Here is a 14,277-nt window from a genome sequence, read left to right on the forward strand (position 1 = left end):
CCTGCCGGACCTGGCCGCGCTCCGCTACGTCGCCCGCGCCATCACCCCGCCGGGCCGCACGCGCCGTTTCGACGCCCGCTTCTTCATGGCCGACGCCTCGGCCCTGCTGCATCCCGAGCCCACCGCCGGTTCCGGCGAGCTGGACGAGATCGCCTGGCTGCCGCTGGACGACGCCCGCGGCCTGGACCTGCCCGCCATCACGCGCTTCGTCCTGGGCGAGGTCGCAGAACGCCTGTCCGACCCGGCCCGCCCCCTGCCGTTCGTCCGCATGGTCCGCGGTCGGCACGTGGTCGAGCACCAGGACTGAGCCATGGCCGACACGACGATCACCCTGCGCCTGACCATCGCCGACCCGGTCGCCGGCGTCCGCTACAGCCTGCAGAAGGACGACGCCCCGTTCGAGCCGGTGACGGCCTCCGAGGCGCCTCTGTCCTTCGACGTCCCCATCCGCCTGTCGGAGGACAATCGCGTCCTCGGCCCCTTCGTCCGGCGCGAGGGGCCCCAGCGTCGCTTCGTCTACATCCGCATCGGCCAGTCGGCGGGCGATCACGGCAGCGTCTGGGCGCGCCGGGCCAAGATCGACATCCACGACATCCCGCCCGCCCTGCTGGACCAGGCTCGCGCCGGCCGGACGCTGGAGGTCGTGCTGCCCGGCAAGGGCAAGGACGGCACGCCCGCCTGCGCCACCGTCCGTCCGACGGCGGGCTGGCGCGCGCTCTAGGTTCAATCGACATTCAAACCCGTCATTCCCGGCCCTGTGCCGGGAATCCATGAACGCGAGGGGCCGGAATCGAGACCTGCATGTCGCTGGCGGCGATCATGGATGGCCGGGACAAGCCCGGCCATGACGAGGGCAAGGGTTGGGATAGGCGTGAAGGCTGTCGACTGAACGTCGATTGAACCTAGTCCGCCAACGGCCGGGTCAGGTCGAACTCCACCCGCAGGAACCGGCCGGAGGGCCGGCGCAGCTCATAGGCGAACATCCGATCCGGGTGGACCTCGACCGCCCAGACGTTGGTGGTCGAGACCTGGCCGCCGCCCGCGATGAACTGGTCGATCGAAGCCTGGTTCACCGGAAACTCCTGCCGCGACGGCGTTCCCGGCCCGACCGTGTCGCCGCCGTACATGTGATAGCCGTGGATGACGCCCTCGGGGTCGCGGTGGTCGTGCCTGAGCCACAGACCCTCATCCGTCCGCGTCACGATCCAACGCCGCGACCGGTCCTCGCCCACCGCGAACGGGATCCCGACCTCGTTCGGCGCGCAGTCGCGCACATGCATCACCAGGCGGCTGCCGGCGAAATCCGCGTCGGCCGCGTCGGTGGTCGTCACCCGCCCCTCGAACCGCTGCCCGCACAAGGCGTTCAGCCGCGCCAGGAAGGCGTCCTGCGGATCGGCCGGCTCCTGCGCGGCGGCGGGCGCGGCGGCCGAAACGGACAAGGAGACGGCCGCGACGGCGGCGAGAAACAGGGTTTTCATGGCCCGCAGCGTGGCCCTGGCCGGTCCGATGCTCAATGCGGCGAGACGCCCGTTGACTTCGCAGGCGTCCTGAGTATGTTCCGCGCCTCTCATTTCAGCGGCTTTCGCCGTCGCAAAGGTAATTGTCCGATGGCCAAGCCGGCTTCCATCAAGATCCGCCTGAACTCGACCGCCGACACCGGCTTCTTCTACGTCACCAAGAAGAACGCCCGCACCATGACCGAAAAGATGGTCGTCAAGAAGTACGACCCGGTCGTGAAGAAGCACGTCGAGTTCAAGGAAGGCAAGATCAAGTAAGATCTTGATCGCCTGATGATTTTCGGAACACCCCGGTCAGCGATGACCGGGCGTTTTTCGTTTTCAACTCTCCATCGCCCCTCAAGGCGATGGAGAGGACAGATCGCGAAGCGATCAGGTGAGGGCGACGCCGGCCTGGGCCGGTAGAGCTCCGATCCCATCCACCGGTGTCGCCCTCACCTGGTCGCTGCTCCGCATCGACCTGTCCTCTCCATTCGCTTGACTGCGAATGGAGAGGTGACCGCACGCCATGTTAAACTATCCCCATGACCGACCGCGACGACGCCCCGCCCGCCGGCGAACCCCCGCCCAGCGCGCCCTGCGCCTGAAGCAGGCGAAGATCGACGCCCGCCCCCAGCCGCCCCGCGGGGGCAAGTTCCAGCGCGAACAGGCCGCCCGCATCGCGGCCGGCAAGTCCAAGCCGTGGATGACCCGCTAACCGATCCCGATGAGGGGTTCCGACACAATCGAAAGCCAGGCCTGACTTGAGCCGACGGCTTCAGACCGTCTGAATCTACCGGAGCAGGAGTCGCAGCATGACCGTCTTTTCCGGTCTTTCGGCCTTCCCCATCACGCCGGCCACCCCCGCGGGCGAGGTCCTTGAGGACGAAATGCGCGGCCTCGTTCGCCATATCGAGGACGGCGGCGCGGATTCGGTCGGCCTGCTCGGCAGCACCGGGACCTATATGTTCCTGACCCGCGCGGAGCGGCGGCGGGCCGTGGCGGCCGCAGTCCGCGAGGCGCGTTCGATCCCCGTCATGGTCGGCGTCGGCGCGCTCCGAACCGACCAGGCCTGCGACCTGGCGCGGGACGCCGCTCTGGAAGGCGCGTCGGGCCTGCTTCTGGCTCCGGTCAGCTACGCGCCGCTGACCGACGAAGAGGTGTTCCAGCATTTCGCCGCCGTCGCGCGCGACCGACCTTCCGATCTGCATCTACGACAATCCGACCACCACTCACTTCACCTTCCGGCCCGAGCTCGTCGCCCGCATCGCCGAGATGCCCACGGTCGCCGCGATCAAGCTCCCTCTGCCGGCCGTCGGAGACCTCGCCGCCGATCTGCAGGCCTTCCGGCGGGCCGCGCCCCGTCTGTCCATCGGTTACAGCGGCGATTGGGGCTGCAAGGACGCTCTGCTGGCCGGAGCGGACTGTTGGTACAGTGTCGCGGCCGGCCTGTTCACGGCCCCCGCCGCCGCCCTCGCCAGTGCGGCGCGCGAGGGATCGGGACCGGAGGCCGACCGGCATGACGCCCGTTCCACGCCCTCTGGGACCTCTTCCGGGAGCGCAGCGGCCTGCGGGTGATGTACGCCGCGGCGAACCTGCTCGGCCGCACGACCGCTCAGCCTCCGCGGCCGATTCTTCCGCTCGAGGGCGATATGCTCCGTCGCGTCGAGAGGGCCATCCAGGGCTTGTGAGGTCGGCGCATCGGCCCCTCCCTCCCTACGCCGCCCGCGCGATCACCTGGTTCCGCCCGCGCGACTTGGCCTCGTAGACCCCCTCGTCCGCCCGCTTCAGCAGGCCGTCGGGCGTGTCGCCGTCCATGGAGGCGGCGACCCCCACCGAGACGGTGATCGTCAGGCTCTCGGCCCCGCCCATGATCGGGAAGGGCTGGTCGGCCACGTCTCGGCGGATGCGGTCGGCCACCCGCGCGGCGGCCTCCAGGCTGGCGCCCGGCATCACCACCACGAACTCCTCGCCCCCCAGCCGACAGGGCAGGTCGATGGCCCGCACATTGGTCGCCAGCCGGACCGCGAACTCGCGCAGCACCTCGTCGCCGGCGTCGTGGCCGAAGCCGTCGTTGACCTGCTTGAAATGGTCGATGTCCATGACCAGCACCGCGACCCCGTCGCCGCCCTGCCCGGCCCGGCCCACCAGGGCCTGCAGCTGCCCGGCCATGTAGCGGCGGTTATGCAGTCCGGTCAGCGCGTCGGTGACCGCCATCTCCAGGCTGTAGTCGAGTTTCTGCTTCAGGAAGTCGGCGTAGCGCTTGCGCCGGATCTGGGTCCGGGCGCGGGCCTCCAGCTCCTCGGTGTCCACCGGCTTGGGCAGGATGTCGTTGACCCCCAGCTCCAACGCCTTGACCAGGCGTGGCCTGTCCGCCGGATCGACCACCGCCAAGATCGGCGTGCGCCGCGACGCCTCGGTCGAGCGGATCTGGGCCACCAGCCGCAGGCCGTCGAACTCCGAGCTCGAGACGTTGACGATGATCAGGTCCACCGGGCCGCGCGCCGCGATCAGGGCCGCCGCGGGATCGGTCTCAACCACCGGCCGGTGTTCGGCCGTCAGCTGCTGCGAGATCTTCTCGGCCTGGCGGGGATTGTCGTCGACCACCAGCACCCGCCCGCCCGAGCCGGGCCAGCCGGCCCGCGCCGTCGGTGTCCACGCCGAACCGCCGCCCGCTTTCCTCGCGCTCGCGCAGTTCGTCCATCACCGCCTTCAGCCGCACCAGCGATTTCACGCGGGCGAACAGGATGATGTCGTCGATCGGCTTGGTGACGAAGTCGTCGGCCCCGGCCTCCAACCCCTTGATCTTGTCCTCGCGCCCGTCCAGCGCGGTGACCAGCACCACCGGGATGTGCCGCGTGACCGGGTCGGCCTTCAGCCGCCGGCAGGTCTCGAACCCGTCCATGCCGGGCATCATCACGTCCAGCAGGACGATGTCGGGCCGTTCGGCCGCGGCGATCTCCAGCGCCGTCGCGCCGTCCATGGCGGTCAGCACCTCATAGTATTCCAGCGTCAGCTTGGCCTCGAGCAGCCGCACGTTCGGCTCGACGTCGTCAACGACAAGGATGCGCGCCGTCATGCCGTCCTACCCCAGATGCTTCCGCACGACCTCGAGGAAGTGCATCACCGAGATCGGCTTGGAGATATAGGCCTCGCAGCCTCCCTGCCGGATCCGCTCCTCGTCGCCCTTCATCGCGAAGGCGGTCACGGCGACCACGGGGATGTGGTTCAGCTCCTCGTCGTCCTTCAGCCACTTGGTGACTTCCAGGCCGCTGATCTCGGGCAGCTGGATGTCCATCAGGATCAGATCGGGTCGATGCTGGCGCGCCAAGGCCAGCGCCTGCAGGCCCTCGCGGGTCTGCAGCGTCTCGTAGCCCTGGGAATCGAGCAGGTCATGAAAGAGTTTCATGTTCAGCTCGTTATCCTCGACGATGAGGACTTTCTTGGACATCACCACCTGGGGGGCTGTTCGCCTTCTTCCGAAGAACTCTGACCCACCGGGTCTTAAGTTGGGGTGAAGCGCCGGTTCCGATAAGAAGCTCGAACGTTTAGCGCCGCGTGGCTTCGTGATGAACCCTCGGTCTCATCGCGCGCGCCCAAGGAATGGCGATGGCGAGCGGAAGCCGCCTCGGGCACAATCCCGTCCTCATGAAGTCCATCTGCCGCGACTGCCTCTGGACCGCCGACCGCAAGGTCGAGCGCTGCGGCGCGTGCGGATCCCGGCGCGTGATCGCCCATGACGAGCTGGACGCCCTGCATGTCGCCCACCTGGACTGCGACGCCTTCTACGCCTCGGTCGAGAAGCGCGATCGGCCCGAACTGCGCGACCTTCCCGTCATCGTCGGCGGCGGCAAGCGGGGGGTGGTCTCCACCGCCTGCTACGTCGCGCGTCTGTACGGCGTGGGTTCGGCCATGCCGATGTTCAAGGCGCTGAAGGCCTGTCCCGACGCCGTGGTCATTAAGCCGAATTTCGCCAAATACGTCCCCGAGAGCCAGCGCATCTTCGGCTTCGTTCGCGAGCTGACGCCCCTGGTGCAGACCCTGTCGCTGGACGAGGCCTGGATCGACCTGAAGGGCACCGAGCGGCTGAACGGCGGTCCGCCGGCCTTCCAGCTGGTCCGCCTGCAGAAACGGATCGAGGACGAGACCGGCCTGACCGTCTCCATCGGCCTGGCGACCAACCGCTTCCTGGCCAAGGTCGCGTCCGAACTGGACAAGCCGCGCGGCTTCTCGGTCCTGGGAACCGACGCCCCGGCCCTTCTGGCGCCCCGCTCGGTCCGCATCCTGCCCGGGGTCGGCCCGGTCTTCGGCAAGACCCTGCAGAGCGACGGCCTGGCCACCGTCGGCGACCTGGCCGCCGCCGACGTCCGCGATCTGGTCAAGCGGTACGGCGAGACCGGCCTGCGCCTGCACGACCTGGCGCACGGCCGCGACGCCCGCGTGGTGAAGCCCGAGCACGACCGCAAGGGCATGAGCGCCGAGATCACCTTCAACGAGGACCTGACCGCCGCCGCCGACCTGGAGAACGAGCTCTGGCCGCTTTGCGAAAAACTGGCCGCCAAGGCGCGCAAGGACGGCGTCGCCAGCCGGGTGATCGTGCTGAAGCTGCGCCGCACCGACTTCAAGATCGTCACCCGCCGCGTCAGCCTGCCCGAACCGGTCCAGACCGCCCGCGCCCTGTTCGCCGCCGGCCGCGCCCTGATGGCCCCCGAACTGGGCATCCCCTATCGCCTGATCGGCATCGGCATGGGCGAAGTCCTGCCCGCCTCTGACAACCACGCCCTGTTCGAAACCGCCGAGACCCGGGCGCTGAAGACCGAAACCGCCATCGACGCCCTGCGCAAGAAGTTCGGCAAGGCCGCGGTGGTGGCGGGTCGGGCGCTGAAGGGATGATGTCCCCAACCGGCGTTCCGATATGAGTCGCCTAGCGTCCTGATCGAGGTCGGCTGGTTCACACGAAGGCCACGAAGACCACACGAAGGACACGACGAGATCGCGCGCGCGTTGCGCCGCGGGCATTCCAGTCTTCGTTGACATGAAGGCGCTGCGCGCGGCTTCGCTCACCGGCCCCTTCGCGCCCTTCGTGGCTTCCCTTCCTTCGTGGCCTTCGTATGAACCAGCCCAGGCAGAACCCCAAGCGCCAGACCCCTCCCGTAAGACCAACCCGCCTCCCCCTCCCCTCTGGAGGAGGAACGCGCTAAACCCCGCCCACAATCCTTGAGGAGCCTTTCATGACCGTCGCCGTCCGCCTCGCCGAACTCGGCATCCAACTGCCGGAACCCGCCAAGGCGGTCGCCAACTACGTGCCCTTCGTCCAGTCGGGGACCCTGCTCCACATCTCGGCCAGCTGTCCAACGACGCCTCGGGCGGCGTGAAGGGCACCGTGGCGCCGACGTCTCGCCCGCAGCAGGCCCAGGCCGCCGCGCGCATGTGCGGCGTCAACCTGCTGGCCCAGATGTCGGCCGCCCTGGACGGCGACCTGGAGCGGGTCGTCCGCGTCGTGAAGCTGGGCGGCTTCGTCCAGGCCGCCGGCGACTTCGAGGCCATTCCGGCCGTCATCAACGGCTGCTCGGACCTGATGGTCGAGGTCTTCGGCGACAAGGGCCGCCACGCCCGCTCGGCCGTCGGCGTCTACCGCCTGCCGCTGGGCTTCGCCGTAGAGATCGACGCCATCGTGGAAGTCCGCTGATCCGGGCGAACCCTCTTCTTCGTCATTCCGGGGCCGCGCAGCGGAGCCCGGAACCCAGGAGCGCCGCGCCGGGCGTCGATGGCGCGCCGACAAAGTTGGACACCTCCCCTGGGTTCCGGGTTCTCGGCTGCGCCGAGCCCCGGAATGACGGACGGGATGTGGCGGAATGAGCTTCACCCTCCAAGTCCACCGCACCGTGGCCGATGTCGGCCGCGACGCCTGGGACGCCTGCGCCGCCCCGACCGGCGACCCGTTCGTCTCGTTCGACTTCCTGAACGCCTGCGAGGCCTCGGGCAGCGCGGTCCCGGCCGAGGGCTGGGCCGGCCGCCACCTGTCGCTGGCCGACCAGGACGGCCGGATCATCGGCGTCATGCCCCTCTGGCTGAAGGGCCACAGCCAGGGCGAATACGTCTTCGACCATGGGTGGGCCGAGGCCTATGAGCGCGCCGGCGGCCGCTACTATCCCAAGCTGCTGGGCGCCGTGCCCTTCACCCCCGTCGCCGGCCCCCGCTTCCTGACCCACCCGGACGCCGACGCCGCCACGGTCCGCGAGGCCCTGCTCCAAGGCGCCCTGACCCTGACCGAACGCCTCGGCGTCTCCTCGCTGCACGTCACCTTCCCCAGCCGCGGCGACTGGGACGCCATGGGCCGGGCGGGGCTGCTGCAGCGCCAGGACATGCAGTACGTCTGGCGCAACGGCGGCTATTCGACCTTCGACGACTTCCTGTCGGCCCTGTCGTCCAGCCGCCGCAAGACCATCCGGCGCGAGCGCCGCGAAGCCCAGGCCGGCCTGGACATCCGGGTCCTGACCGGCGCCGAGATCGCCGACGCCCACTGGGACGCCTTCTTCGCCTTCTACATGGACACCGGCTCGCGCAAATGGGGCCGGCCTTACCTGACCCGCGACTTCTTCAGCCGCATCGGGGCGACGATGGCCGACCGCATCGCCCTGGTCATGGCCTTCCGCGGCGGCGCTCCGATCGCCGGCGCCCTGAACCTGATCGGCCGCGACGCGCTGTACGGCCGCCAGTGGGGCGCGCTCGAGCAGGTCCCCTTCCTCCATTTCGAGCTCTGCTATTATCAGGCCATCGAGCTCGCCATCGCCCGCGGCCTGTCCCGGGTCGAGGCGGGGGCTCAGGGCGAGCACAAGATCGCCCGCGGCTACCTGCCCTCGCCCGTCTACTCGGCGCACTTCATCGCCGACACCGCCCTGCGCGGCCCCGTCGCCGATTATCTGGCGCGCGAGCGTCCGGCCGTCGAGGCCGAGATCGAGGGGCTGACGGAAGAGCTTTCGCCGTTTCGCCGGATAGCCGACTAACCATCTCATCCCATCGTCATGGCCGGGCTCGTCCCGGCCATCCATGAACTCGGGCTTCGGCATCATTGCACGCCGGCTTCCAACAGCGTTCATGGATTCCCGGCACAGGGCCGGGAATGACGTAGTGAGTTGCTCTGACCCTAGTCCGCCCGCCGGGGCTGGTCGCCGCCGATGAACCAGCCGGCGATCCAGCTGACGATGCCGGTGACGATCGCCGCCCCGATGCCGGCCCACAGGCCGTCGACCGCGAAGCCGCCCAGCAGCATCGCCACCAGGCCGATCACCGCGGCGTTCACCACCAGCAGGAACAGGCCGAAGGTCAGCAGCGTCAGCGGGAAGGTCACGATGGTCAGGATCGGCCGCACGACGGCGTTGGCCAGGCCCAGCAGGACCGCCGCCAGCAGCAGCGAGCCGGTGTCGCTGAACGCCACCCCGGGGACGACCTGGGCCGCCAGCCACAGGGCCAGGCAGGTGACGAGGAACTGGACGATGAAACGCAGCATGACGGCCTCCCGTTGACGTCTTGACCATAACACCGGAACCGGGTGGGGGTTCTACTCCCCCGCCCGACATTGCTAGCCTCGCCCGACCGACCCGGAGCCCGACATGACCCTGCACGCCCCCTACGACCCGGACAACATCTTCGCCAGGATCCTGCGCGGCGAGATTCCGTCGGTGCGGGTCTGGGAGGACGACGACGTGCTTGTCTTCATGGACGTCTTCCCCCAGTCCGAGGGCCACGTCCTGATCGTGTCCAAGACCTCGACCGCCCGGACCCTGCTGGAGATCGAACCCGACGCCCTGGCCAGGGTGGTCGCCGCCACCCAGCGCACCGCCCGCGCGATCGAGAAGGCGCTGAGGCCCGACGGCTTCTCGGTCTTCCAGTACAATGGCGAGGCCGGCGGCCAGACGGTCTTCCACCTGCATTTCCACATCGTTCCGCGCTGGGCCGGCCGGCCATGAAGGGCCACGGCCACGCGCCGATGGCCGACGCCGAGACCTTGCGCGCCCTGGCGGACCGCATCGCCGCCGAGCTGGAGTGAACGCCGTTCCTTGACGATCGCCGGCGTCGGCGTAGCCTTCCCCGAGCGGGTTCGTCCGCGAGCCTTGGGAGGGGCGTCAAATGAGCAAGTTGAACTGGCCGGGCATCCTGGCGGCGACCATCGTCGCCTTCTTCGTCGGCTTCCTGTGGTACGGCCTGATCTTCGAGGCCCAGTGGAAGACCCTGACCGGCGTCACCGGCGAGGGCGGCGATCCGATGTGGATGCTGCTGGGCCTGCTGCAGACCTTCGTGACCATGACCGGCCTGGGCTGGTTCATCGCTCGCGAGGGCTCGGCAGGCTGGATGGGCGGCGCCAAGATCGGCCTGGCCGCCTGCGTCTTCTTCGCCCTGATGACCTCGGCCTACAACTTCATCTACCAGACCTCCGACATCCGCCTGATCCACATCGACTGGAGCCACCTGCTGGTCATCTACGTCGTGGGCGGGGCGATCATCGGCGGCCTGAAGCTGGGCAGGAAGACCGCCTAGAGCGGCCCCCTGAAGATGAACCACGCCCCGGCCACGATCAGCGCGAAGCCGACGGCGTGGTTCATCGTCAGCTTCTCGCCCAGATAGGTCACCGAGAAGACCGCGAAGACGATCAGGGTGATGACCTCCTGCATCGTCTTCAGCTCGGCCGCCGAATAGACCTGATGCCCGATCCGGTTGGCCGGCACCGCCAGGCAGTATTCGAAGAAGGCGATGCCCCAGCTGACGATCACCACGATCCACAGGGGCTTGGAGCCGAACTTCAGGTGGCCGTACCAAGCCAGCGTCATGAAGACGTTGGAGGCGACCAGCATCAGCACCGGCGCCAGGTGGGGAAGCGATATCGGCACGTGAGGCTCCGGCTTGCGTCCCGCCCCATGCGCCAGCATAAGGGCGGCCCGTCAAGCGGTTGGCCGGCTTAGCTCAGTTGGTAGAGCGCCAGTTTTGTAAACTGGATGTCGCGGGTTCGATCCCTGCAGCCGGCACCATCCCGCAAGAAATCCGTGCGTCGCTCGCGCCCGGCGTGTCCAATCCGCACCACCTGCGTGATGAACTGGTGTCATTGCGGGGTTCGTAGACCCGTGTTCTCTGGTCGCGAGCGGAAGGGAACACGATGACCGATATCAAATTCACGGACTCTGCGATCCTGGCCGAGGGCGCCGTCGGCGTGAACGAGCCGAGCCCCCAACGGTCCCTCCATGTCAGCGGGGACGAGATCCATTCAGGCGGCGGCGGGGCCGGCTTCTCATTCTCCAACCGCGAAAGCGGGTTTGTGAACATGCCGTCCACGGGCGAGCGGTGGGTCTTGTACGCCTCCGGCGGCAACGCTCGGCTCTGGTCTGGGAATGACAAGTTCAGCGTCTCGGCGAACGGCGAGGTGTCGGCCTTCGTGACCAGCAACATCCGTCCCATGACCATCCTGGGCGTGAACTTCCTGGGGCGGACGGCGTCGGTCCGCATGCTGGCCCAGGACCTGATGCTGACCTTCATGAAGCAGGACCCGGTCACCAAGCATTTCAGCGCCGTCCATCCCGACGACAAGAATCCCGGCAGCAATTTCGCCCTGTCGCACATGGAGGGCGACACCCTGGTCGTGAACAGGGGCGGCGGCTACGTCGGCGGCGTCGTCATCGAGGGCGAGGTGCACGTCCCGAACAAGCTGGTGGTCGAGAACCGCGACGTCGGCAAGGAACTGGCCATGCTACGCGCCGAACTCGATGAGTTGAAAGCCAAGCTCAACTAGGGGGCCGAGGTGGAAAACAGCGTCAGAACGGCTCTCAAATTCCCGGCCGGAGCCGCGGGAAGCGTCCAGCAGAAGTTCTCGGCGGCGGGAATGACGTCGTCCCCCAGATCGCTGCGCGACCTGATGAACCGGGTCAGTCCGGAAAGCCGCATCTTCACCGCCCACCTTGAAGCCGGCGACGTCACCGTGGACACCCAGCTGACCCTGGCGAGCAATGGAGAATTCTTTTGGAATGTCGCCAGCTCGGACAGCGGCACCTTCTTCGGCGACAACTATGCGGTCGCCGTGGCCCTGTCGGGCGTCTCGCCGGACGGTCAGGCGTTCGCCCTGGCTGAAAGCGGAGAGGTCGAGAACAAGGAGACGGCCGGCTGGACGCGGACCGGCCATTCGACCTGGATCAAGGACAACTGGGCCCTGGTCGAGGGATCGTCGATGCGCGCCCACCTGAAGGCGAGCGCGGACGTGGAGGTGCTGGACGTCCTGTCGCTCGCCCTCACCGCGCTCGGCCTCGCCGCCGTAGGCGTGGCCGTCTACCTTCTGGGGCCGGGCGACTGCAAGTGGACCGTCAACGACGAGGGCAAGCACGTCTGCCGCACCGAGTTCTAGCCGCCCCCGAGCGCCACCGACAGGTGATAGGTCACGAAGGCGGCCAGATAGGCCAGGCCGAACATGTAGACGATCATCACCCACATCCACTTCCACGAGTTCAGCTCGCGCTTGACCACGCCCAGCGTCGCCACGCATTGCGGCGCGAAGACGTACCAGGCCAGGAAGGCCAGGCCGGTGGCCAGCGACCAGTGCGAGGCCAGGGTGGCGCCCAACAGGCTGGTCGCGCTCTCGGGGTCGGCGACGGCGTAGACGGTGCCCAGCGCCGCCACCGCGACCTCGCGCGCCGCCATGCCGGGGATCAGGGCGATGACCATCTGCCAGTTGAAGCCGATGGGGGCGAAGACCGGTTCCAGCGCCTTGCCGATCATGCCGGCGAAGGAGTAGTCGATGGCCGGCTGGGTCGCGCCCTCGGGCGGCGCCGGGAAGGTCGCCAGAGCCCAGACGATGATCATCAAGGGCAGGATGATCCGGCCCGCCCGCTCCAGGAAGATCCGGCCGAGCCACAGGTTGAACAGCACGCTCTTGGCGTCGGGCAGCTTGTAGGCCGGCAGCTCCATCATGAAGGGCTCCACCGCGCCTCTCCAGAAGATCTTGCGGATGACGAACGAGACAATCAGGGCGCTGACGATGCCCGTCGCGTAGAGGCCGAACATCACCAGCCCCTGCAGGTTGACCCAGCCGCCGACCTTCTCGTTCGGGATGAAGGCGCCGATGATCAGGACGTAGACAGGGATGCGCGCCGAACAGGTCATCAGCGGCGCGACCATGATGGTCGTCAGCCGGTCGCGTTTGGAATCGATCACCCTGGCGGCCATCACGCCCGGAATGGCGCAGGCGAAGCTGGACAGCAGCGGGATGAAAGCCCGGCCGTGCAGCCCCGCTCCGCCCATGATCCGGTCCATCAGGAAGGCGGCCCGGGCCATGTAGCCGAAGTCCTCCAGCAGGATGATGAACAGGAACAGGATCAGGATCTGGGGCAGGAAGACCAGCACCCCGCCGACGCCCGCGATCAGGCCGTCGACGATCAGGCTCTGCCAGACGCCGTCGGGCATGATGGTGGCGATCCAGGCGCCGAAACCGGCCAGCAGCCCTTCGATCCCGTCCATCAGCGGCGTGGCCCAGGTGAACACGGCCTGGAACATGACGAACAGCAGGGCCATCAGGATCACCAGGCCGCCGACCGGATGCAGCAGCACCGCGTCGATCCGGCCGGTCAGGGTGTCGGGCCGCTCGGGCGGCCTGACGCAGGCCTTCATGATCCGCTCGGCCTCGCGGGCCTTGCCGCGCAGGGCCTCGGCGTCGGGCGCCGTCCACTGGCTGTCGGCCGTCGCGGAGGCCACTCCGGCCGCAGAGTCGATCGCCGCGATCAGCTCCGGAATCCCCCGGCGACGCGTGGCCGTGGTCGGGACGACCGGCACGCCCAGTTCGGCCTGCAATTTCTCCAGATCGATGCGCAGCCCCTGGCGCTGGGCGATGTCGTACATGTTCAGGGCCAGGACCATCGGACGCCCGATGGCCTTCAGCTCCAGGATCAGGCGCAGGACCAGGCGCAGGTTGGTGGCGTCCGCCACGGCCACGATGACGTCCGGCGCGATCTCGCCGGCCAGCTTGCCCAGAACGGCGTCGCGGGTCACCTCCTCGTCGGGGCTGCGCGCCCTCAGGGAATAGGTGCCGGGCAGGTCGAGCACCGACATCGAGCGGCCGTCGGCGGTCCGGAAATGCCCCTCCTTCCGCTCGACGGTCACGCCGGCGTAGTTGGCGACCTTCTGGTGCGAGCCCGTGAGGGCGTTGAACAGGGCGGTCTTGCCGCTGTTCGGATTGCCGACCAGGGCGACGCGGGCGGTGCGGGTCTGCATGTCCATCAGGCGGCGGCCCCATCCAGAGGTCCGTCCAGCCGGACCATCAGGCTGGCGGCCTCGTGGCGGCGCAGGGCCACGCGCATGTCGTCCACCTTCAGGGCGATGGGATCGCGGCCGAACAGGCCCTCGTGCAGCAGTTCGACGCGGGCGCCTTCGACGAAACCCAGTTCGAGCAGGCGGCGCTCCAGCTCCACGGCGTGGCCGTCGTGATGGCAGTGCTCGCCGACCTTGACGATGACGCCGCGCGCGCCCTTGCGGGCTTCGCTGAGTTTGAGGGTGTCGGACATGCAACTCTTTGAGAACAGACGGCGCGACGCCGCGCCCTTTTGACAGTGATTATCAGGTGCGAAGCCTCACCGTCCACCCCGCCACAGGGTCGCAGGCGGTTGCTCACGGTCACGGTTGGGCTAGTCACCAGGGGCCGCAGCCCCGGAGCCGCTTCCATGACCCGTCTTCGCCGTCCGCCGCCGTCGGCTCTTCTGGACCCCTCGACCGGCTGCGGCCAGGGCGGGTCCGGCCGAGCGCGCCCGCG

The 14,277-nt window shown here is 68.5% G+C and carries 15 protein-coding genes, 1 tRNA gene and 4 pseudogenes; 13 read left to right on the top strand and 7 right to left on the bottom strand.

The features are described from left to right. Both AC2W7C_RS05120 and AC2W7C_RS05125 read left to right on the top strand, forming a co-directional pair. Positions 1-307 (top strand): NUDIX hydrolase (locus AC2W7C_RS05120; protein WP_486000476.1); only part of this gene is annotated, 307 nt, incomplete at its 5' end. A gap of 3 nt (positions 308-310) precedes the next feature. Next, a complete protein-coding gene (locus AC2W7C_RS05125; RefSeq protein WP_486000477.1) occupies positions 311-721 on the top strand; it encodes a DUF5990 family protein in 411 nt (136 codons plus the stop codon). Positions 722-902: 181 nt separating this feature from the next. On the opposite strand, the gene AC2W7C_RS05130 is transcribed toward AC2W7C_RS05125, so the two are convergent. After that, positions 903-1,478 (bottom strand): hypothetical protein, encoded by a 576-nt coding sequence (locus tag AC2W7C_RS05130; RefSeq protein WP_486000478.1) that lies wholly within the window; start codon positions 1,476-1,478, stop codon positions 903-905. Positions 1,479-1,607: 129 nt separating this feature from the next. Between AC2W7C_RS05130 and rpmG the strand changes: the two genes are divergently transcribed. From rpmG to AC2W7C_RS05145, 3 genes and pseudogenes are all read left to right on the top strand, one after another. After that, positions 1,608-1,775, top strand: coding sequence for a 50S ribosomal protein L33 (gene rpmG / locus AC2W7C_RS05135; RefSeq protein WP_029417689.1), 168 nt, complete (start codon positions 1,608-1,610; stop codon positions 1,773-1,775). Between the two features lie 250 nt (positions 1,776-2,025). Beyond that, positions 2,026-2,214 carry a hypothetical protein gene (locus tag AC2W7C_RS05140; RefSeq protein ID WP_486000479.1) on the top strand — a complete coding sequence of 63 codons (189 nt, stop codon included), beginning with the start codon at positions 2,026-2,028 and terminating at the stop codon, positions 2,212-2,214. Positions 2,215-2,311: 97 nt separating this feature from the next. Further along, a pseudogene (locus AC2W7C_RS05145) lies at positions 2,312-3,074 on the top strand (dihydrodipicolinate synthase family protein). Positions 3,075-3,212: 138 nt separating this feature from the next. On the opposite strand, the pseudogene AC2W7C_RS05150 reads toward AC2W7C_RS05145, so the two are convergent. Together AC2W7C_RS05150 and AC2W7C_RS05155 are read right to left on the bottom strand one after the other, a co-directional pair. Continuing rightward, positions 3,213-4,575: pseudogene (locus AC2W7C_RS05150) on the bottom strand (PleD family two-component system response regulator). A gap of 6 nt (positions 4,576-4,581) precedes the next feature. Further along, entirely contained in the window at positions 4,582-4,947 is a 366-nt protein-coding gene (locus AC2W7C_RS05155; protein ID WP_141626327.1) for a response regulator, read from the bottom strand. Between the two features lie 197 nt (positions 4,948-5,144). Here AC2W7C_RS05155 and AC2W7C_RS05160 point away from each other — a divergent pair, with 197 nt between their 5' ends. The 3 genes and pseudogenes from AC2W7C_RS05160 (at position 5,145) to AC2W7C_RS05170 (ending at position 8,503) form a co-directional block, all read left to right on the top strand. Further along, on the top strand, positions 5,145-6,389 hold the full coding sequence (locus AC2W7C_RS05160) for a DNA polymerase IV (RefSeq protein WP_486000480.1): 1,245 nt from the start codon (positions 5,145-5,147) through the stop codon (positions 6,387-6,389). Positions 6,390-6,727: 338 nt separating this feature from the next. Further along, positions 6,728-7,185: pseudogene (locus AC2W7C_RS05165) on the top strand (RidA family protein). A gap of 166 nt (positions 7,186-7,351) precedes the next feature. Continuing rightward, positions 7,352-8,503 (top strand): GNAT family N-acetyltransferase, encoded by a 1,152-nt coding sequence (locus AC2W7C_RS05170; protein WP_486000481.1) that lies wholly within the window; start codon positions 7,352-7,354, stop codon positions 8,501-8,503. A gap of 140 nt (positions 8,504-8,643) precedes the next feature. Here the strand turns inward: AC2W7C_RS05170 and AC2W7C_RS05175 are convergent, their stop codons facing one another. Next, positions 8,644-9,006: a phage holin family protein gene (locus AC2W7C_RS05175; protein ID WP_486000482.1), complete on the bottom strand. Its 363-nt coding sequence runs from the start codon at positions 9,004-9,006 to the stop codon at positions 8,644-8,646. A gap of 103 nt (positions 9,007-9,109) precedes the next feature. On the opposite strand from AC2W7C_RS05175, the pseudogene AC2W7C_RS05180 reads away from it, so the two are divergent. Next, a pseudogene (locus tag AC2W7C_RS05180) lies at positions 9,110-9,546 on the top strand (HIT family protein). 80 nt (positions 9,547-9,626) lie between these two features. Then, on the top strand, positions 9,627-10,034 hold the full coding sequence (locus AC2W7C_RS05185; RefSeq protein ID WP_486000483.1) for a DUF1761 domain-containing protein: 408 nt from the start codon (positions 9,627-9,629) through the stop codon (positions 10,032-10,034). Here the strand turns inward: AC2W7C_RS05185 and AC2W7C_RS05190 are convergent. Next, entirely contained in the window at positions 10,031-10,384 is a 354-nt protein-coding gene (locus AC2W7C_RS05190; RefSeq protein WP_486000484.1) for a DMT family protein, read from the bottom strand. The two genes, AC2W7C_RS05185 and AC2W7C_RS05190, sit on opposite strands and share 4 nt — an antisense overlap. Positions 10,385-10,446: 62 nt before the next feature. Here AC2W7C_RS05190 and AC2W7C_RS05195 point away from each other — a divergent pair. The 3 genes from AC2W7C_RS05195 (at position 10,447) to AC2W7C_RS05205 (ending at position 11,883) form a co-directional block, all read left to right on the top strand. Next, a tRNA-Thr gene (locus AC2W7C_RS05195) sits at positions 10,447-10,522 on the top strand. A gap of 125 nt (positions 10,523-10,647) precedes the next feature. Beyond that, complete coding sequence (locus AC2W7C_RS05200) at positions 10,648-11,277, top strand: hypothetical protein (RefSeq protein WP_486000485.1); 630 nt, start codon at positions 10,648-10,650, stop codon at positions 11,275-11,277. Between the two features lie 9 nt (positions 11,278-11,286). Beyond that, a complete protein-coding gene (locus tag AC2W7C_RS05205) occupies positions 11,287-11,883 on the top strand; it encodes a hypothetical protein (protein WP_486000486.1) in 597 nt (198 codons plus the stop codon). Here AC2W7C_RS05205 and feoB read toward each other — a convergent pair. After that, a complete protein-coding gene (feoB, locus tag AC2W7C_RS05210; protein WP_486000487.1) occupies positions 11,880-13,748 on the bottom strand; it encodes a ferrous iron transporter B in 1,869 nt (622 codons plus the stop codon). The two genes, AC2W7C_RS05205 and feoB, sit on opposite strands and share 4 nt — an antisense overlap. Then, the gene (locus tag AC2W7C_RS05215; protein ID WP_486000488.1) at positions 13,748-14,032 is read right to left on the bottom strand and encodes a FeoA family protein; all 285 of its coding nucleotides are present in this window, start codon (positions 14,030-14,032) and stop codon (positions 13,748-13,750) included. Before AC2W7C_RS05215 ends, feoB begins: the two co-directional genes overlap by 1 nt. Positions 14,033-14,277: the final 245 nt, after the last annotated feature.

This window comes from Brevundimonas sp. CURTG3B2_SDJG, from assembly GCF_057364705.1.

What these genes read in the sequence shown, in the direction of transcription:
- feoB (WP_486000487.1), bottom strand. Translation starts at nt 13,748, where the DNA reads ATGGACATGCAGACCCGCACCGCCCGCGTCGCCCTGGTCGGCAATCCG.
- AC2W7C_RS05155 (WP_141626327.1), bottom strand. Translation starts at nt 4,947, where the DNA reads ATGTCCAAGAAAGTCCTCATCGTCGAGGATAACGAGCTGAACATGAAA.
- AC2W7C_RS05140 (WP_486000479.1), top strand. Translation starts at nt 2,026, where the DNA reads ATGTTAAACTATCCCCATGACCGACCGCGACGACGCCCCGCCCGCCGG.
- AC2W7C_RS05200 (WP_486000485.1), top strand. Translation starts at nt 10,648, where the DNA reads ATGACCGATATCAAATTCACGGACTCTGCGATCCTGGCCGAGGGCGCC.
- AC2W7C_RS05170 (WP_486000481.1), top strand. Translation starts at nt 7,352, where the DNA reads ATGAGCTTCACCCTCCAAGTCCACCGCACCGTGGCCGATGTCGGCCGC.
- AC2W7C_RS05130 (WP_486000478.1), bottom strand. Translation starts at nt 1,478, where the DNA reads ATGAAAACCCTGTTTCTCGCCGCCGTCGCGGCCGTCTCCTTGTCCGTT.
- AC2W7C_RS05185 (WP_486000483.1), top strand. Translation starts at nt 9,627, where the DNA reads ATGAGCAAGTTGAACTGGCCGGGCATCCTGGCGGCGACCATCGTCGCC.
- AC2W7C_RS05125 (WP_486000477.1), top strand. Translation starts at nt 311, where the DNA reads ATGGCCGACACGACGATCACCCTGCGCCTGACCATCGCCGACCCGGTC.
- AC2W7C_RS05160 (WP_486000480.1), top strand. Translation starts at nt 5,145, where the DNA reads ATGAAGTCCATCTGCCGCGACTGCCTCTGGACCGCCGACCGCAAGGTC.
- AC2W7C_RS05175 (WP_486000482.1), bottom strand. Translation starts at nt 9,006, where the DNA reads ATGCTGCGTTTCATCGTCCAGTTCCTCGTCACCTGCCTGGCCCTGTGG.
- rpmG (WP_029417689.1), top strand. Translation starts at nt 1,608, where the DNA reads ATGGCCAAGCCGGCTTCCATCAAGATCCGCCTGAACTCGACCGCCGAC.
- AC2W7C_RS05215 (WP_486000488.1), bottom strand. Translation starts at nt 14,032, where the DNA reads ATGTCCGACACCCTCAAACTCAGCGAAGCCCGCAAGGGCGCGCGCGGC.